The sequence below is a fragment of the Streptomyces daghestanicus genome (assembly GCF_020521275.1).
Lineage (GTDB): Bacteria > Actinomycetota > Actinomycetes > Streptomycetales > Streptomycetaceae > Streptomyces > Streptomyces griseoviridis.
Genome location: NZ_BNDX01000007.1, coordinates 255,254 through 270,883, shown reverse-complemented (window position 1 = coordinate 270,883; position 15,630 = coordinate 255,254). Strand labels below are relative to the sequence as shown.

Sequence of the window (15,630 nt, the reverse complement as noted above, 5' to 3'; positions counted from 1 at the left end):
GGGCCCGTCAGCCGTCGAGGCGCGCGCCGTCCAGCGGCCACCCCGTGTACGCCTCGGCGAGGTAGGCGCGGCCGGCTCCGGACTCGACGACCGTACGGAGTTCGCCGATCTGCCGCAGCCGGTCGAAGTCGCCGGCGCCGGGCTGGAGGTGGAGCATGTTCGTCATCCACCAGGAGAAGTGCTGGGCCTTCCAGATGCGCTCGCGCGCGGTGTCGGGGAAGGCGTCGAAGAGGGTCTCGTCCCCGTCGTGGAGCAGCGCACGCAGGGCGTCGGTGAGCAGGACGACGTCGGCGACGGCGAGGTTCATGCCCTTCGCCCCGGTGGGCGGCACGGTGTGCGCGGCGTCGCCGACGATCACCACCCGGCCGCGGCGCATCTCGTGGGCGACGAAACTGCGGAAGCGCAGCACGTCCCGCTGGAAGATGCGGCCCTCCTTCAGCGTGGTCCCGGGGACGCGGGACTGGAGGATGTCCCACAGCTGGGCCTCGGAGTACGCCCCGGTGTCCGCGTCCGGGTCGCACTGGAAGTACATGCGCTGGACCTCGGGGCTGCGCTGGCTGATCAGCGCGAAACCGTCGGGGGAGTTGCTGTAGATGAGTTCGCCGGCGCTGGGCGGTGCCTCGCACAGGATGCCGAACCAGGCGAAGGGGTACTCCCGGAAGTAGCCGCCGTAGGAGCCGGTGACGGCCTCCCGGGCGACGCTGCGCGACCCGTCGGCGCCGACCACGACCTCGGCCTCGATCTCGACGCGGTGGCCGTCGGCGTCCTTGGCGATGATCCGCGGCCGGTCGGTCCCGGCGTCCTCGACGCGCTCGGCGGTCACGTGGAAACGCAGGTCCTGGCCGGCGGCGAGGCGCGCGGCGACCAGGTCCTTGAGCACCTCGTGCTGGGGGTAGAGCCACACGGCCCGGCCGACCGTGCCGGCGAAGTCGACGCGGTGGCCCTCGCCCTCGAAGCGCAGCTCGATGCCCTCGTGCCGTTGCCCGGCCGTGCGCACCCGGTCGGAGGCGCCGGTCTCGGTGAGTATCTCGACGGTGCCCTGCTCCAGGATGCCGGCCCGGATGGTCGTCTCTATCTCCTCCCGGCCTCGTGCGTCGATGACGACCGACTCGATGCCCTGCCGGTCGAGCAGATGGGACAGCAGCAGGCCGGCGGGGCCTGCGCCGATGATGGCGACGCGGGTGCGTACGGACATGTCGTCTCCTTCGACGGCCGGCGGGGTCGGCCAGGAGTCTGGCGCCGGTCGCCACCCCTTGACGACGGCCGTTCCCGTTCAATGGGAAGCGAGTTCCCGTCCTGGTCAGGGCCGGTGTGCGCCGATCGCCGCCGAGATGCCCGCCGCCGCGGCGCGCAGCTCCTCCACCGCCCGGCCGGTGGGCGTGGCCCGGGGGAGGACGGCCGACAGCGCGGCGACGACCTCCCCGCGGCCCTCCCGCACCGGCACGGCCACCCCCGTGGAGACCGCCTCCACCGTCCCCGGCGCGACGACCACGCCGTCCCGGCGGATGCCGGCCAGGAGGCGCCGCAGCCGGGCCGGGTCGGTCACGGTCTCGGGGGACACCGCTTCGAGCGGGCCGGCGAGAACGCGCTCGCGCAGTTCCTCGGGGCCGTGGGCGAGCAGCACCAGGCCCGACGACGAGGCGTGCAGGGGCAGCCGCCCGGCGATCCGGGTGATGTTCGCCCCCGCGTGCGGGTGGGACAGCCGCTCGATGAACAGCGTCTCGTCGTTCTCCAGCACCGCGAGCTGGGTGTGCTCGCGCAGACGCGCCTGTACGTGCTCCATGAACGGCAGCGCCGCCTGCCGCAGCCGCAGGGCGCGGGAGCCGCGCAGCGCCAGTTCCCACAGCCGCATGCCCAGCCGGACCCGCTGCTCCTCGTCCCGGTCCAGCAGCCCGCAGTCCACCAGTTCGGCCACCATCCGGTGGGCCGTGGAGGACGGCAGTCCCGCCCGCCGCCCGATCTCCGCGGCGGTCTGCACGGTCCGGTCCGTGCCGAACGTCTCCAGGATTCGCACGATCCGCTCGGTGACCGACTCCCCGGAGGTCGAGTTCGCCATGGTGTGCCAGTGCTCCTTCGGGTACGCCGTGCCGGTCCGGGGCGTCGGGTGCCTCGCGGCGGGGGTCAGCGGGCGCCGCCGGGCAGCCCGGCGGTGCCCCTGCTGAGGGTGCGCAGCAGCCGGTCGAGGCAGGTGCGCAGCCGGCCCGGCATGTCGAAGGCGGCCGGGGCGAGCGCCCACCGCAGCCGCGAGCCGTCCATGACGGCGACGGCCTCGGCGGCGACGCCCGCGCAGTCGGTGTCCGGCCGCCGCTCACCGGCGGCGGCCGCGGCGCGCAGGGTGGCGGTGAGCTTGTCGATGACCGAGGCGTACCGGCGCAGGAAGTACGCGCGGGCGGGGTGGCCGCGCCCACCCGCCTCGGCGGCGGGGACGTTGACCATGCGGGTGCGGCCCGGGCGTTCGGCGTTGTACCGGGCGAGGCCGGCCAGCGACGCGAACGCCTCGCCGGCGGACCGCGGCTCGGGGGAGAAGGACCGCCGCTCGTCCTGTTCGTCACTGTGCCGCAGCACGGAGACCAGGAGGCCCTCCTTGCTGCGGAAGGGGTGCGGCGGACCGCCCTGGGTGATGCCGACGTCCTTGGCGGTCCGGGCGAGCGAGGAGGCGTGGCAGCCCCACTGGGCGAAGTGCTCGACGGCGGTGTCGAGGATGCGGGCACGCCGTTCGTCCCCGACGGCGTGACTGCCGCGGGAGGCGGATCTGCGGGGCGTGCGGCCCTCGGTGCGGTCCATGCCGCACACCCTAATCCGCCGCCCGGTGGTGCCGCCGGACACCACCCGCCTGCTGCAAGGCCGAGTCCCGCCTGTCCGGCACCTTCGGCTCGGACGCCGCCCTCACCTGCGCACGGGTGCGCCCCTGCGTCCGCGGACTTCCAGGGCGCCACCCTCGGCCGGCACGCGGTCTCGGCGAGGGTCAAGCACTTCCCCGGCGGCGGTCCCCAGCGGGTAACAGGGGCCGCGCGGGCCCGCCAAGCGGGTTTTCCGGTACACCTTCCGACGGCCTTCTGGCAGCCTTCTGCCGATGCCCGGTGCGTCGGGCACCGGCGGTAGGGGGATGTGTGGACGCGTTGTCCTTGGTGTCGGCGATCGTCGCCGTCTGCGGCGCGGCGGTCGCCGGACTGCTCGGCTACTGGCAGCAGCGCCGCCTGCGGTCCTGGGAGCAGCGCACCTACATGGACCGGTACGGCGCCTCCCTGGCCTGGGCCGCGTTCGACCTCCAGACCCGGCTCTACAACATCCTGAACGGACACGTCGTCGACGAGGACCCCACGCGCGGCTCCGGATTCCTGACGTCCTTCCTCACGCGCGGCACCGCCCGCGAGGCCGACTTCGTCCGCCGCAGCACGGTCTTCGTGCTCGCCGAATACCTGGGCTGGGTGGAGATCCTCCGCCGCGACGTCCAGTTCCTCGACCTCGGCCGCAGCCGCCTCAACACCCGGGTCATGCTCCAGATCTCCCGGATCGGCGCGAGCCTGTCCGCGATCGACCCGGTCAGCAACGAACTGCGGCTGTTCCGCGCCCAGCAGCGGGCCGTCGGAGAGCTGATGATCCATCCCGACGGCGAGCCGGGCCGGCGGCGCTGCCTGGGGTACGCCGAGTTCTGCGCCAAGCTGGAGGACGACAGCGACTTCGCCGGCTGGTTCGCCGTCATGCTCGCGGACGTGGACCGGCTCGCGGCGAACACCGCCCCGGCCGTCCCCCGGCTCCAGGACGTGCAGACCCAGCTGATCGCGCTGATCGACCTGCTCGACCCGAAGAAGACCCGCTTCCCGCAGTTCCGGCTCCCCTTCGACCGGCCCGGACGCGCCCTCGGCTGAGCGCCGGCCACCGCCCGGCCGATGTCCGGTCATCGCCGGTCCGAGGTAAATGCCTGGACCGGTGACCGCCGGGGACGGGAAGCTTCGGGGACGCGACCTGGAGGGGGTGTGATGGGGCAACGGGATGTCCAGGAGAAGACGGTGCCGGGCCGGGGCGCGGTCGTGCTCGCACTGCGCCGCTACGTCCGCGAACTGCTCCGGCTGCGCCGGCTGGCCCTGCCCGCGCTGCTGCTGCCGGCCGTGGGCAACATCGGCATCCGGTACGTCGCACCGCTGCTGATCGCCAAACTGGCGGGGCGGGCCGCCGACGGCGACGGGCTCACCCTCGCCTCGGCCCTGCCGTACGTGCTGGGCTTCGGGGCGGTGCTGCTGCTCGCCGAGGCGGTGTGGCGCGTCGGGCAGCACTGCCTGAACCGCGTGGACGCCCTCGGGATGGAGCACCTGTACGTCATCGGCATGGACGAACTCTTCGCCCGGGACGCGGCGTTCTTCCACGACAACTTCGCCGGTTCCCTCACCAAACGGGTGCTGAGCTTCGGCCGGCGCTTCGAGGACTTCGTCGACACCGTGACGTACCGGATCGTGGGCAGTCTCGTGCCCCTGGTCTTCGGCGCCGTGGTGCTGTGGCGCTACGAACCGCTGCTCGTCGTCGGTCTGCTGGGGATGATCGGGCTGACCGTGGCGGGCGCGACCCCGCTGATCCGGCGCCGGCAGCGACTCGTCAACGACCGGGAGGCCGCCGTCGCCCGGGTCTCCGGCCATGTCGCGGACAGCCTGATGAACATGGAGACCATCCGGGCGTTCGCCGCCGAGCGGCGGGAGGCCGGCGAACACCGCCGCCGCGTGGCCGAATCGCGGCGCCTGACGCTGCGGTCGTGGGACTACGGCAACCTGCGCGTCGACACCCTCGTCGCCCCGATGTCCGTGCTCACCAACGTGCTCGGGCTGGTCGTCGCCCTCGCCTTCGGCGGCCCGGGGCTGGGGGTGGAGGGAATCGTGGTCGCCTTCACCTACTACTCCAACGCCACCCAGATCATGTTCGAGTTCAACCAGATCTACCGGCGGCTGGAGAGCTCCATGACCGAGGCCGCGCAGTTCACGGAGCTGCTGCTGGACCCGCCCACCGTCCTCGACCCGGCGGAACCCGAACCACTCGCCCCGCAGGGCACCGGCGTCCGGTTCGAGGCGGTCACCTTCGCCCACGCGGGCGCCAAGCCGATCTTCCGGGGCCTCGACCTGGACGTACCCGGCGGCGCGCGGATCGGGCTGGTCGGCAGGTCAGGCGGCGGCAAGACCACCCTCACCCGCCTCCTGCTGCGGATGGCGGACCTCGACGCGGGACGCGTCCTCATCGGCGGCCAGGACATCAGCCGGCTGCGCCAGACCGACCTGCGCTCACTGATCGCCTACGTGCCGCAGGACCCCGCCATGTTCCACCGCAGCCTGCGGGAGAACATCGTCTTCGCCCGGCCGGGCGCCACCGACGCGGAGATCCGTGCCGCGGCCGAGGCGGCACACGTCACCGAATTCGCCGAGCAGCTCCCCGACGGCTTCGACACCCTGGTGGGGGAGCGGGGCGTCAAGCTCTCGGGCGGACAGCGGCAGCGGGTCGCCCTCGCCCGCGCGTTGCTGCGGGACGCGCCGATCCTGCTGCTGGACGAGGCGACCAGCGCGCTCGACTCGGAGAGCGAACTGCTCGTGCAGGACGCGCTGTGGCGGCTGATGGAGGGCCGCACGGCCCTCGTGGTCGCCCACCGGCTGAGCACGGTCGCCGGCATGGACCGGCTCGTCGTCCTCGACCACGGACGCGTCGTCGAGCAGGGCACCCACGCGGAACTGCTCGCCGCGGGCGGCGCCTACGCCAGGCTGTGGCAGCACCAGTCCGGTGGCTTCCTCGCGGAGGACGAGAGCGAGGACCAGGACCAGGACGAGGACGAGGACGTGAACGGGCAGGGGCGGGAGGGCGCCGGGCCCGCGGGGCCGTCCGTCCAGCCCGGTCCGCCCGAGGCGTCCGCCGCTCTCGACCGGCGGTGAACCGGCCCGGCACCGGTCAAGTCCGGAACCGGCGCCGGTACTCCGTGGGGGTCGTTCCCAGCCGTCTGCGGAACGCCCGGACGAGCGTGTCGACGGTCCCGAACCCGCAGGTCCCGGCGATGTGCTCCAGCGTGTCGTCCGTGGTCTCCAGCCGCTGGCGGGCCCGCTCGACACGGACGGACTCGATGTAGGCGCCCGGCGTCATGCCCAGTTCGGCCTTGAAGATCCGGGTGAGCTGCCGCTCGCTGACGTGGGCGTGGGCCGCCACGTCGGCGACGGTGAGCGGCTCCCCGGCGCACCGCAGCACGTGGTGGCGCAGGTCCTCCACCCGCCGCGACCCGGAGACCGGTTCGAGCGGGACGCTGAACTGGCTCTGCCCGCCCGGTCGCTTCAGGTACATCACGAGCTGCCGGGCCACGCGCAGCGCCACCGCCTCGCCCAGGTCGTCGGCGACGAGCGCGAGGGACAGGTCGAGACAGGCGCTGATGCCCGCGCCGGTCCACACCGCGCCGTCCCGCACGAAGATCGGATCGGCGTCGACCTCGACCTCCGGATGCTCGGCGGCGAGCTGCCGCGCGGTCGACCAGTGGGTGGTGGCCCGTCTGCCGTCGAGCAGCCCGGCCGCGGCGAGGAGATGCGCGCCGACACACACCGAGGCGACCCGGCGGGCACCGCCGGCGAGCGTGCGGACCCAGCTCACCACCGAGGGGTCGGTGACCGCGCGCACCCCCCGCTCGCGGTCGGCCTCCACCGCGCCGGGCACCAGCAGGGTGTCGATCCGCCCGGCCGCCGCCTCCTCGAAGGTCGTGTCGGGCAGCACCCGTACGCCCGCCGCGGTGGTGACCGGGTCCATGGTCGCCGCGGCCAGCACCACCCGGTAGTCCGCCGCCTCGCCGACCTCCCGCCTCACCAGCGAGAACACCTCGGGCGGCCCGGTGATGTCGAGCAGGTCGACACCCTCGAAGACCACGATCACGACGAGACGTCCGAGGGCGCTCACGAGTACTCCGTCCGGTCGGTCACGGCGATGTCCGGATCTGCAGGTTAGACGACATTGCCGACACCGTGCTGCCGGCCCTAGCGTCTTCCCATGGCCACCGCGCCGCCCGGCACGCACCGGCGGCGGCAGCGGCCGGCACCTCACACCCACCCACTCCGAGGGGATCTCCCTGTGCCCACGACGACTCTGCGCGCACTCAACGGCCTCGACGACACCCCCGCCTCCCTGGCCGGCTCCACCCTGGTCCTCGTCGACTACCAGAACACCTACGTCGGCGGCGTGATGGAGCTGGACGGCTGGCGGGAGGCGCTCGACTCCGCCGCCGACCTGCTGGCACGGGCCCGCGCGGCCGGCACCACCGTGATCCACGTCGTGAACGACGGCGGCCCGGACACCCCCTACGACATCCGGGCCGAGATCGGCGCCGTCCACCCGAGCGTGGCGCCCGCCGAGGGCGAGCCGGTCGTCGTCAAGACCACCCCCGACGCCTTCGCCGGCACCGACCTGGCGGCGCACGTCGACGCCGCCGGCCACCAGGACGTCATCGTCATCGGGTTCATGACGCACATGTGCGTGCTGGCCACCACCATGGGCGCGTTCCGGCGGGGCAACCGCCCCACCGTGGTCGCCGACGCCTGCGCGACCCGCCCGCTCAGCGCGGCGGGCACCGACCTGACCGCCGCGCAGATCCACCACGGCGCCCTCGCCACCATCGGTGACCTGTACGGCGTCGTCGTCCCCTCCGGGAAGTCCCTCACCTGAACCGATGAGCCGAACCGATCACCGGACCACACCACACGCCGAGGCGTGACGTGCGGTGACCGGGTTACCTGTCGGGGCATGGCAAGAGAAGCGAAACCGCTGTCGGCGGACACCGAGGGCCCGGCGCTCAAGCGCACCCTGACCACCCCCCTGCTCTACTTCTTCATCCTGGGCGACGTCCTCGGCGCGGGCGTGTACGTCCTGGTGGGGCAGGTGGCCGCCGACAGCGGGGGAGCGGTGTGGGCGCCGCTGGCCGTCGCGCTGCTGCTCGCCCTGCTGACCGCGTCGTCCTACGCGGAACTCGCCACGAAGTACCCCCGCGCGGGCGGCGCCTCCCACTACGTCACCCGCGCGTTCGGGCCCTTCGCCGGATTCGTCGCGGGGTTCTGCATGCTCGCCGCCGGCATCGTCTCCGTGGCCGCGCTCGCCCGGGGCTTCGGCGGCGACTACCTGTCCGCCTTCGTCACCCTGCCCGTGGGCCTCGTCGCCGTGGCGTTCCTCGCCCTGCTCGCACTGGTCAACGCGCGCGGCGTGAAGGAGTCGACCCGCGCCAACGTCGTCGCCACGGTGATCGAGGTGGGCGGCCTGCTCGTCATCGTCGTCCTGGGCGGCTGGCTGCTGCTGCGCGGCGACGGCGACCTCGGACGGCTGGGCCGGCTCGGCACCCCGGAGAAGGGAGCCGCCGCGGCCCTGCTCAGCGGGGCGGTCCTGGCGTACTACTCGTTCGTCGGGTTCGAGACCTCGGTGAACGTCGCCGAGGAGACCCGCGACCCCCGGCGCTCCTACCCGCGCGCCCTCTTCGGCGCGCTGGCGACCGCCGGGGCCGTGTACGTCCTGGTGGGCATCGCCGCGTCGGCCGCCGTGCCCACCGCCCGGCTGGCCGGGTCCAGCGGACCGCTGCTGGAGGTCGTCCGGGAGGCCGGCGGGGTGCCGCCCCGCCTGTTCAGCGCCATCGCGCTGGTCGCCGTCGCCAACGGCGCGCTGCTCACCGGCATCATGTCGTCCCGCCTCGCCTACGGCATGGCCCGGGACGGACTGCTGCCCCGCTTCCTCACCAAGGTGCTGCCCGGCCGCCGTACGCCGTGGGCGGCGATCGCGGTCACCACCGCCCTGGCGATGGCGCTGGCCCTCACCGGAAGCGTCGCCACCCTGGCCTCCACCCTGGTCCTCTTGCTCCTCGTCGTCTTCCTCCTGGTCAACATCGCCGTGCTCGTGCTGCGCCGCGACCCCGGGGACGCCGGCCACTTCCGGACCCCGACCGTCCTCCCGGTGCTGGGCGCGGTGTCCTGCGTGGTGCTCGCCACGCAGGTGGAGGGCGACGTCTGGCTGCGCGGCCTGCTGGTCCTGGCGACCGGCGTGGTGCTGGCCGCCCTCGTCGCCGTCCGCCGCTCCCGCCGCCCCGCGCGGAGCCCCGACGCCGCTGCCGCCAACGGGACCGACGAGCCGGCGTCCCGTCCCTGAACCCGTCCCCGCCGCTCTGGACACCGTCAGAGCGTGTGCTCCCTGATCCGGGCGAGCAGCGCGCGGAACTGCTCGCGCTCGCCGGCGTCCAGGGCGGCGGTCGCCTCCGCGAGCGCCAGCCGGTCGACCTCCTCCGCCTCCCGGTGACGGCGCACGCCCGCCGCGGTGAGCCGGAGCAGGAAGGCCCGCCGGTCACGCGGATGGCGGAGCCGCTCCACCAGCCCGTCGGGCCGCAACCGGTACGTCGTGTCGTACAGCTCGGCGATCAGGATGTCGCCGCTGCCCCGTACCGCCGCCCTGTCCCGCCGCCCGTCTCCCGTGCTCCGTCGCCGAGGAGACCACTGATGACGCGCATTGCCCGCGGCTGCCGGCGCGCGGTGGACAAGGGGGAGGAGCGGCTGACCGTGGACCCGATGGACACCGTCAGAAACGACGCGGCGGCCGAGAGAGGACACCTCGAACTCCAAGCGGCCCTCGCGGCCGGCACGCTTACCACCGAACCCCGCCGCATGAAGAAGCCTCGGCCATGTCGCGCTCCCCGCCTTCTCTGATGGGTCTGCGTCGGGAAATGCGCCTAGGTGGCGGGACCTGAGCTGCTGGTTGTCGATGGTTCGGTAGCCGAGTCGGCTTCCTGGGTGGCAGCCAGTGAGGCGAGGAGGCGGAGGCCCTCTTCGGACGGGGAGCCGGGTTCGGCGGTGTAGATGGTGAGGGTGAGGCCGGGTTCGGCGGCCATTTCCAGGCCCTCGAAGGCGAGGGTGAGGTCGCCGACGGCCCGGTGCCGGAAGCGCTTGGTGCCGGTGCCGTGGTGGCGGACGTTGTAGGAGCCCCAGCGGGTGCGGAACTCGTCGCTGCGGGTGGACAGCTCACCGACGAGGTCGTGCAGGTCCTTGTCGTGGGGGTTGCGTCCGGCCTCGGTGCGCAGGATGGCGACGGCGACGTCGGCGAAGAGGTCCCAGTCGGGGTAGAAGCGGCGGGACGCGGGGTCCAGGAAGTTGAAGCGGGCCAGGTTCACCTGGTTGCCGGGGGTGGCGTAGACGTCGGTGTAGAAGGCGCGGGCGAGTGGGTTCGCGGCCAGGATGTCCATGCGGCCGTTGCGGACGAACGCGGGCCCGGCGGTGATCGCGTCGAGGGTCCACTGGAGGCTGCGGTGCGGTTTCCAGTGGTCCTTGCTGCGCCGGCGGCGGGGCCGGGTGAGGGCGTCGGTTCCGTCCGCGGCCTGGGCGAGGTTCAGCAGGTGGGCGCGTTCGGCGTCGTCGAGCCGGAGGGCGCGGGCCAGGGCTTCGAGCACGGCCGGGGAGACACCGGCGAGGTTGCCGCGTTCGAGTTTGGCGTAGTACTCGACGCTCATGTCGGCCAGGGCCGCGACCTCGCTGCGGCGCAGGCCCGGCACGCGGCGCCGGGCACCGGCGGGCAGCCCGGCCAGCTCGGGGGTGATCTTTGCGCGCCGCGAGGTGAGGAACTCGCGGACCTCTTCATGGTTGTCCACACTTTCGACGGTACGGCCCGCACGCGGCCACAGGGATGTACTGCCGGTACACCCTTCACTGGTGACTCGCTCCGCGCGCGAAGAGGCGGTTACCTGGATCTGCGCGGCGATCCCGACTCCGCCGCTCCTCACTCCCCGTACCGGAATCAGGAAGACGCTCGTGGAACACCTCACCGAAACCCCCACGGCCAAGGCCCCGGCCGGTCGCTTCACCGGCGACGTGTACCTGAACATGATCGCGACCCCGTCCGAGGCGGCACGCCTGGCGTCCGCGCTCGTGCGCTTCACGCCGGGCGCTCGTACCAACTGGCACTCCCACGCACACGGCCAGACCCTCTTCGTCACCGACGGTGTCGGGCTTGTCGGCACCCGCGACGGCCGGGTGGTCCGCGTCGGCGCCGGGGAGGTCGTCCAGTGCCCGGCGGGCGAGGAGCACTGGCACGGCGCCACCGGAACGACCCTGATGGCGCATGTCGCGATGGTGGTCGGGGACGGCGAGGGGGACGGCACCACGTGGCTGGAGCCGGTCACGGACGAGCAGTACGCCGCCGCCCACAGCGCCGTCGGCCGCTGACAGCCCGACCCCACTGAGCAACCGGTCGACAAGGACCGGCAGCAGATCTCGGCACCACCAGAAAGGCACCGACCACCATGCGCGGAGCAGTGATCCACGCCCCCGGCGACATCCGCTTCGAGACCCTGGACGACCCGAAGATCCTCAAGCCCACCGACGCGATCATCCGCACCGCGGTCACCTGCGTGTGCGGCTCGGACCTGTGGCCCTACCGCGGCGCGGAGCCGACCGACGCGGCGCATCCGATGGGCCACGAGTACGTCGGCTTCGTCGAGGAGGTCGGGTCCGAGGTGACCTCGGTCAAGCCGGGCCAGTTCGTCGTCGGCTCGTTCGCCACCTCGGACAACACCTGTGCGAACTGCCGCAACGGCTTCCAGTCCAGCTGCCTGAACCGCGAGTTCATGTCCACCTGCCAGGCCGACCACGTCCGCATCCCCAACGCCCAGGGCACCCTCGTCGCCACCGACGACATCCCCGATGAGCGGTTCTGGCCGGGGCTGCTGGCCGTATCCGACGTGCTGGGCACCGGCTGGTGGGCCGCCGAGGCGGCCCAGGTCAAGCCCGGCTCGACCGCCGTGGTCGTCGGGGACGGTGCGGTCGGACTGTGCGCGGTGATCGCGGCGAAGGAGCTGGGCGCGGAGCGCATCATCGCCATGTCGCGGCACGAGTCCCGCCGGAAGCTCGCCCTGGAGTTCGGGGCCACCGACATCGTCGCCGAGCGCGGCGACGAGGGAGTGGCCCGGATCAAGGACCTGACCGGCGGGATCGGCGCCGACAGCGTGCTGGAGTGCGTGGGCACCGCCGAGTCCATGCGGCAGGCCCTGCACTCGGCGCGGCCCGGTGGCAACGTCGGCTTCGTCGGCGTCCCGCACGAGGTGGCCATCGACGGGCAGGAGCTGTTCTTCTCCCAGGCCGGCCTGCATGGGGGGCCCGCTCCTGTGCGCCGTTACCTGCCCGACCTGATCGACCTGGTCCTGTCGGGCCGGATCGACCCGGGCAAGGTCTTCGACCTCACCCTGCCCCTGGACCAGGTCGCCGAGGGCTACCAGGCGATGGACGAGCGCCGCGCCATCAAGGCCCTCCTCAGGCCCTGACCGCTCCCGGGCCGGGCACGACTGCCGCCCGGCCCCCGAGATACCCCCGCGAAGGACTCACCGTGACCATGTTCGCTCTCGTGACGTCATGATGGGCGGCCTGGCCCTGGCAACGTCGTCGGCGTACCGATCGGCTCGTTCGCCGGCCGACCGGCCGGCTGGCGCGGCTCCTTCTAGGCCCTCGCCGTCCTCTCTGCCCTGGCCGCCGTCTTCGCCGGCCGGTCCGTTCCCCGGACGGAGCAGCACGCCGACGTGTCGGTGAGGGCCGAGGTCCGTGCGTGGCGCCGGGGCCGGCTGTGGCCGGCTCCGGCTGCCGCCGTGCTGATCATGGGCGGCGTCCTGGCGACGTACACCTACATGACCCCGCTGCTGACCGACCGCGCCGGCATCCCGGAAGGCACCGTCCCGCTGGTCCTGATCGCCTTCGGCATCGGTGCGCTCGGCGGCCCCCCATCGGCGGCCGGCTCGGGGACCGCCGCCCCATGGCCACGGCCGTTCCCGCCGCCGCGGCCACCGCCCTGGTGCTGCTGTTGCTGATCCCGTTGTCGACCGGACCCGTCGCGGCCGTGCTCCTGGTCCTCCTCATGGCCCTGACCGGGTTCACCGTCAACCCGGTCGTCACCTCCCTGGCCGTCCGCGCCGCCGGCGACGCCCCCACCCTCACCTCGGGCCTGACCACCTCCGCCTACGACACCGGCACCGCCGCCGGATCAGCCTCGCCGGCGTGGCCGTGGACTCCTCACTCGGCCTGACCGGACCCGCCCTCGTCGGCGCCGCCCTCGCCGCACTCACCCCGATCCCGCTCATCGCGCTCGCCCGCGGCGCCACCCGCCACCGCACGCGGATCACCGCCCAGCGCGCCACCCCGGCCCTTGCGCGCAACGACGCCTCCGCACCGGCACACCACTGACCTCCGCCCCGGCGCGGGCCACGGCTCGGCCACCGAAGGAGAGACCCACATGAACGTGACCTACGACTTTCACGGCAAGACCGCCTTCATCACCGGTGCCGCCTCCGGCATCGGCCGGACCACCGCCCTCGCCTTCGCCCGCGCCGGCGCCCAGGTCGCCCTCGTCGACCGCTTCGCCGACGGCCTGCTCGAGACCGCCCGCCTCATCGGGACCGACGGCGGGAAAGCCCTCACCCTGACCTGCGACGTCACCAGCGAAGAAGACGTCCAGGCCGCCGTCGACCGGACCGTCGAGCAGTTCGGGCGCCTGGACGCCGCCTTCAACAACGCCGGTATCGAGCAGCCTGTCCAGTCCGCCGCCGACACCGCCAAGGACACCTGGGACCGCATCATCGGCGTCAGTCTCACCGGCGTGTTCCTGTGCACCAGGGCGCAGGTGAGGCAGATGCTCCGGCAGGACGGCGGCGGAGCCGTCGTCAACGTCTCCTCCGGCGCCGGCGTCAAGGGCTTCAAGGGCCAGGCCGCCTACGCCGCCGCCAAGCACGGAGTCATCGGCTTCACCCGCTCCGCGGCCCTCGACCATGCCGCCGAAGGCATCCGCATCAACGCCGTCTGCCCCGGCATCATCGACACCGAGATGATCCAGCGCTTCGGCGACACCCGCCCCGGTGGGCGCGAAGGGCTCATCGCGGACGAGCCCGTCGGACGCCTCGGCAAGCCCGAGGAGATCGCCTCCGCCGTGCTGTGGCTGTGCTCCGGCGACGCCGCCTTCACCACGGGCACCGTCCTCGTCGTCGACGGCGGCCAGACCGTCTGACCTGCCCAAGCCTCGTGAAAGGGGCCTACCTGCTCATGAACCCCACTTACGATTTCACCGGACAGGTCGCCTTCATCACCGGGGCTTCCTCCGGCATGGGCCTGGCCACCGCCCGCGCGTTCGCCGCTTCGGGTGCCGCCGTCGCTCTCGCCGACATCGACGAGGACGCCGTCAACGCCGCCGCCGAGCAGCTCGCCGACGACGGCCACCGAGTCCTCGCGCTGGTCTGCGACGTCACCGACGAGGACCAGGTCGCCGCCGCCGTCGACCGCACGGTCGAAGCCTTCGGACGGCTCGACATGGCCTACAACAACGCCGGGATCATGCCTCCGTCCACCGACGCCGCCGATGAGAGCGCCGAGCAGTTCGACCGCGTCCAGTCCGTCAACCTGCGCGGTGTCTGGGCGAGCATGAAGCACGAACTGCGCCACATGCGCACCCGGGGCAGCGGCGCGATCGTCAACTGCTCCTCCCTCGGCGGCCTCGTCGGTAACCCGGGCCGCGCCGCCTACCACGCCACCAAGCACGGCGTGATCGGCCTGACCAAGAGCGCCGCCCTCGAGTACGGCTCCCGTGGTGTGCGGATCAACGCCGTCTGTCCCGGCACGATCAGCACCCCCATGGTCGACGCGATGGTCGAGGGCGGCGAACTCGACCGCGGCCGGGCCGAAGGAGGCCAGGCCATCAACCGGCTCGGCACCGCTGACGAGATCGCGCAGGCCGTCCTGTGGCTGTGCAGCCCCGGCGCCGGCTACGTCACCGGGATCGCCCTGCCCGTGGACGGCGGCTACACCGCCCAGTGACCACCCCGGGGCCGGGCACGTCACGACGCCCGGACCCCGCCCTCGCACCAACCGAACCCGCGTGGGCCTCCTGGCCGCCAGGAGGCCACCGGGCCATGCCCTCCCGCACGGGCCCCACCGCTGTGCTGTTGACCCTTACCTCGATACGAAGGTCTTCTCACATGCCTACCGAACCCGTCCCACAGGACTCCTCGTCCGCCACCGCCGACCCGAGCCCTCCCACGGACCCGACCCGACGCACCGTCCTCGCGACCGGTGCCGCCGTCGGCACCGCTGCGGTCGCGGGCGGCGTACTCGGCGCGGGCCTGCTGCCGGAACCCGCAGCAGCGGCCGTCGCTGCAGTTCCCACCAGTCGCCTCACTCTCACCGTCAACGGAACCCGGCACGCCGTCACGGTCGACAACCGCACCTCCCTGCTGGACCTGCTGCGCGAGCACCTGGGCCTGACCGGCTCGAAGAAGGGCTGTGACGCCGGGGCCTGCGGCGCCTGCACCGTCCTGGTCGACGGGCGTCGCCAGAACGCCTGCCTGACCCTCGCGGTGCGCCTCGAGGACGCCGAGGTCACCACCATCGAGGGCCTCGCCGACGGTGGCCGACTCCACACGCTGCAACAGGCGTTCATCGACCAGGACGCCTCCCAGTGCGGCTACTGCACCCCGGGTCAGATTCTCTCCGGTGTCGCCTGCATCCAGGAGGGCCACACCGGCTCGCCGGAGGAGATCCGCGAGTGGATGAGCGGCAACATCTGCCGCTGCGGCTGCTACCCCAAGATCGTGCGCGCGGTCCAGCAGGCCGCCGGGAAGAAGTGAGGACCGGCACC

General features: G+C 73.1%; 18 protein-coding genes. 12 read left to right on the top strand and 6 right to left on the bottom strand.

What is annotated here, in order from left to right:
- Positions 1–7: 7 nt before the first annotated feature.
- From Sdagh_RS08535 to Sdagh_RS08525, 3 genes are all read right to left on the bottom strand, one after another.
- Entirely contained in the window at positions 8–1,195 is a 1,188-nt protein-coding gene (locus tag Sdagh_RS08535) for a 4-hydroxybenzoate 3-monooxygenase (RefSeq protein WP_189419174.1), read from the bottom strand.
- 105 nt (positions 1,196–1,300) lie between these two features.
- On the bottom strand, positions 1,301–2,056 hold the full coding sequence (locus Sdagh_RS08530; protein WP_189419177.1) for an IclR family transcriptional regulator: 756 nt from the start codon (positions 2,054–2,056) through the stop codon (positions 1,301–1,303).
- 65 nt (positions 2,057–2,121) lie between these two features.
- Positions 2,122–2,784, bottom strand: a complete 663-nt coding sequence (locus Sdagh_RS08525) for a TetR/AcrR family transcriptional regulator (RefSeq protein ID WP_190076774.1) — start codon at positions 2,782–2,784, stop codon at positions 2,122–2,124.
- A gap of 326 nt (positions 2,785–3,110) precedes the next feature.
- On the opposite strand from Sdagh_RS08525, the gene Sdagh_RS08520 reads away from it, so the two are divergent.
- Positions 3,111–3,869 (top strand): hypothetical protein, encoded by a 759-nt coding sequence (locus Sdagh_RS08520; RefSeq protein ID WP_190076775.1) that lies wholly within the window; start codon positions 3,111–3,113, stop codon positions 3,867–3,869.
- 111 nt (positions 3,870–3,980) lie between these two features.
- Positions 3,981–5,903, top strand: a complete 1,923-nt coding sequence (locus tag Sdagh_RS08515; RefSeq protein WP_226534859.1) for an ABC transporter ATP-binding protein — start codon at positions 3,981–3,983, stop codon at positions 5,901–5,903.
- A gap of 16 nt (positions 5,904–5,919) precedes the next feature.
- Here the strand turns inward: Sdagh_RS08515 and Sdagh_RS08510 are convergent, their stop codons facing one another.
- Positions 5,920–6,903, bottom strand: a complete 984-nt coding sequence (locus tag Sdagh_RS08510) for a GlxA family transcriptional regulator (RefSeq protein WP_189419186.1) — start codon at positions 6,901–6,903, stop codon at positions 5,920–5,922.
- A gap of 171 nt (positions 6,904–7,074) precedes the next feature.
- Between Sdagh_RS08510 and Sdagh_RS08505 the strand changes: the two genes are divergently transcribed.
- Both Sdagh_RS08505 and Sdagh_RS08500 read left to right on the top strand, forming a co-directional pair.
- Positions 7,075–7,665 carry an isochorismatase family protein gene (locus Sdagh_RS08505; protein WP_189419188.1) on the top strand — a complete coding sequence of 197 codons (591 nt, stop codon included), beginning with the start codon at positions 7,075–7,077 and terminating at the stop codon, positions 7,663–7,665.
- A 78-nt stretch (positions 7,666–7,743) separates the two neighbouring features.
- On the top strand, positions 7,744–9,126 hold the full coding sequence (locus Sdagh_RS08500; protein ID WP_189419190.1) for an APC family permease: 1,383 nt from the start codon (positions 7,744–7,746) through the stop codon (positions 9,124–9,126).
- Positions 9,127–9,152: 26 nt separating this feature from the next.
- On the opposite strand, the gene Sdagh_RS08495 is transcribed toward Sdagh_RS08500, so the two are convergent.
- Positions 9,153–9,362: a winged helix DNA-binding protein gene (locus tag Sdagh_RS08495; protein WP_226534857.1), complete on the bottom strand. Its 210-nt coding sequence runs from the start codon at positions 9,360–9,362 to the stop codon at positions 9,153–9,155.
- 108 nt (positions 9,363–9,470) lie between these two features.
- Between Sdagh_RS08495 and Sdagh_RS08490 the strand changes: the two genes are divergently transcribed.
- Positions 9,471–9,677 (top strand): hypothetical protein, encoded by a 207-nt coding sequence (locus Sdagh_RS08490; protein ID WP_189419557.1) that lies wholly within the window; start codon positions 9,471–9,473, stop codon positions 9,675–9,677.
- Between the two features lie 23 nt (positions 9,678–9,700).
- On the opposite strand, the gene Sdagh_RS08485 is transcribed toward Sdagh_RS08490, so the two are convergent.
- Positions 9,701–10,612 carry a helix-turn-helix transcriptional regulator gene (locus Sdagh_RS08485; RefSeq protein WP_189419192.1) on the bottom strand — a complete coding sequence of 304 codons (912 nt, stop codon included), beginning with the start codon at positions 10,610–10,612 and terminating at the stop codon, positions 9,701–9,703.
- Positions 10,613–10,772: 160 nt separating this feature from the next.
- Between Sdagh_RS08485 and Sdagh_RS08480 the strand changes: the two genes are divergently transcribed.
- From Sdagh_RS08480 to Sdagh_RS08450, 7 genes are all read left to right on the top strand, one after another.
- Positions 10,773–11,186 (top strand): (R)-mandelonitrile lyase, encoded by a 414-nt coding sequence (locus Sdagh_RS08480; protein WP_189419194.1) that lies wholly within the window; start codon positions 10,773–10,775, stop codon positions 11,184–11,186.
- A gap of 77 nt (positions 11,187–11,263) precedes the next feature.
- Entirely contained in the window at positions 11,264–12,280 is a 1,017-nt protein-coding gene (locus tag Sdagh_RS08475) for a zinc-dependent alcohol dehydrogenase family protein (protein WP_189419197.1), read from the top strand.
- A gap of 482 nt (positions 12,281–12,762) precedes the next feature.
- The gene (locus tag Sdagh_RS08470) at positions 12,763–13,032 is read left to right on the top strand and encodes a hypothetical protein (protein ID WP_226534855.1); all 270 of its coding nucleotides are present in this window, start codon (positions 12,763–12,765) and stop codon (positions 13,030–13,032) included.
- Positions 13,005–13,190 (top strand): hypothetical protein, encoded by a 186-nt coding sequence (locus Sdagh_RS08465; protein ID WP_226534853.1) that lies wholly within the window; start codon positions 13,005–13,007, stop codon positions 13,188–13,190. Before Sdagh_RS08470 ends, Sdagh_RS08465 begins: the two co-directional genes overlap by 28 nt.
- Positions 13,191–13,239: 49 nt before the next feature.
- Positions 13,240–14,007, top strand: a complete 768-nt coding sequence (locus Sdagh_RS08460; RefSeq protein ID WP_190076776.1) for a glucose 1-dehydrogenase — start codon at positions 13,240–13,242, stop codon at positions 14,005–14,007.
- A 35-nt stretch (positions 14,008–14,042) separates the two neighbouring features.
- Positions 14,043–14,810: an SDR family NAD(P)-dependent oxidoreductase gene (locus Sdagh_RS08455; RefSeq protein WP_189419201.1), complete on the top strand. Its 768-nt coding sequence runs from the start codon at positions 14,043–14,045 to the stop codon at positions 14,808–14,810.
- A 161-nt stretch (positions 14,811–14,971) separates the two neighbouring features.
- A complete protein-coding gene (locus tag Sdagh_RS08450) occupies positions 14,972–15,619 on the top strand; it encodes a (2Fe-2S)-binding protein (RefSeq protein WP_190076777.1) in 648 nt (215 codons plus the stop codon).
- Positions 15,620–15,630: the final 11 nt, after the last annotated feature.

Bases quoted from the DNA above. Each gene is read 5' to 3' on its own strand.
- Sdagh_RS08530 (WP_189419177.1), bottom strand. From the start codon at position 2,056: ATGGCGAACTCGACCTCCGGGGAGTCGGTCACCGAGCGGATCGTGCGA.
- Sdagh_RS08470 (WP_226534855.1), top strand. From the start codon at position 12,763: ATGGCCACGGCCGTTCCCGCCGCCGCGGCCACCGCCCTGGTGCTGCTG.
- Sdagh_RS08515 (WP_226534859.1), top strand. From the start codon at position 3,981: ATGGGGCAACGGGATGTCCAGGAGAAGACGGTGCCGGGCCGGGGCGCG.
- Sdagh_RS08450 (WP_190076777.1), top strand. From the start codon at position 14,972: ATGCCTACCGAACCCGTCCCACAGGACTCCTCGTCCGCCACCGCCGAC.
- Sdagh_RS08490 (WP_189419557.1), top strand. From the start codon at position 9,471: ATGACGCGCATTGCCCGCGGCTGCCGGCGCGCGGTGGACAAGGGGGAG.
- Sdagh_RS08525 (WP_190076774.1), bottom strand. From the start codon at position 2,784: ATGGACCGCACCGAGGGCCGCACGCCCCGCAGATCCGCCTCCCGCGGC.
- Sdagh_RS08460 (WP_190076776.1), top strand. From the start codon at position 13,240: ATGAACGTGACCTACGACTTTCACGGCAAGACCGCCTTCATCACCGGT.
- Sdagh_RS08455 (WP_189419201.1), top strand. From the start codon at position 14,043: ATGAACCCCACTTACGATTTCACCGGACAGGTCGCCTTCATCACCGGG.
- Sdagh_RS08500 (WP_189419190.1), top strand. From the start codon at position 7,744: ATGGCAAGAGAAGCGAAACCGCTGTCGGCGGACACCGAGGGCCCGGCG.
- Sdagh_RS08475 (WP_189419197.1), top strand. From the start codon at position 11,264: ATGCGCGGAGCAGTGATCCACGCCCCCGGCGACATCCGCTTCGAGACC.
- Sdagh_RS08535 (WP_189419174.1), bottom strand. From the start codon at position 1,195: ATGTCCGTACGCACCCGCGTCGCCATCATCGGCGCAGGCCCCGCCGGC.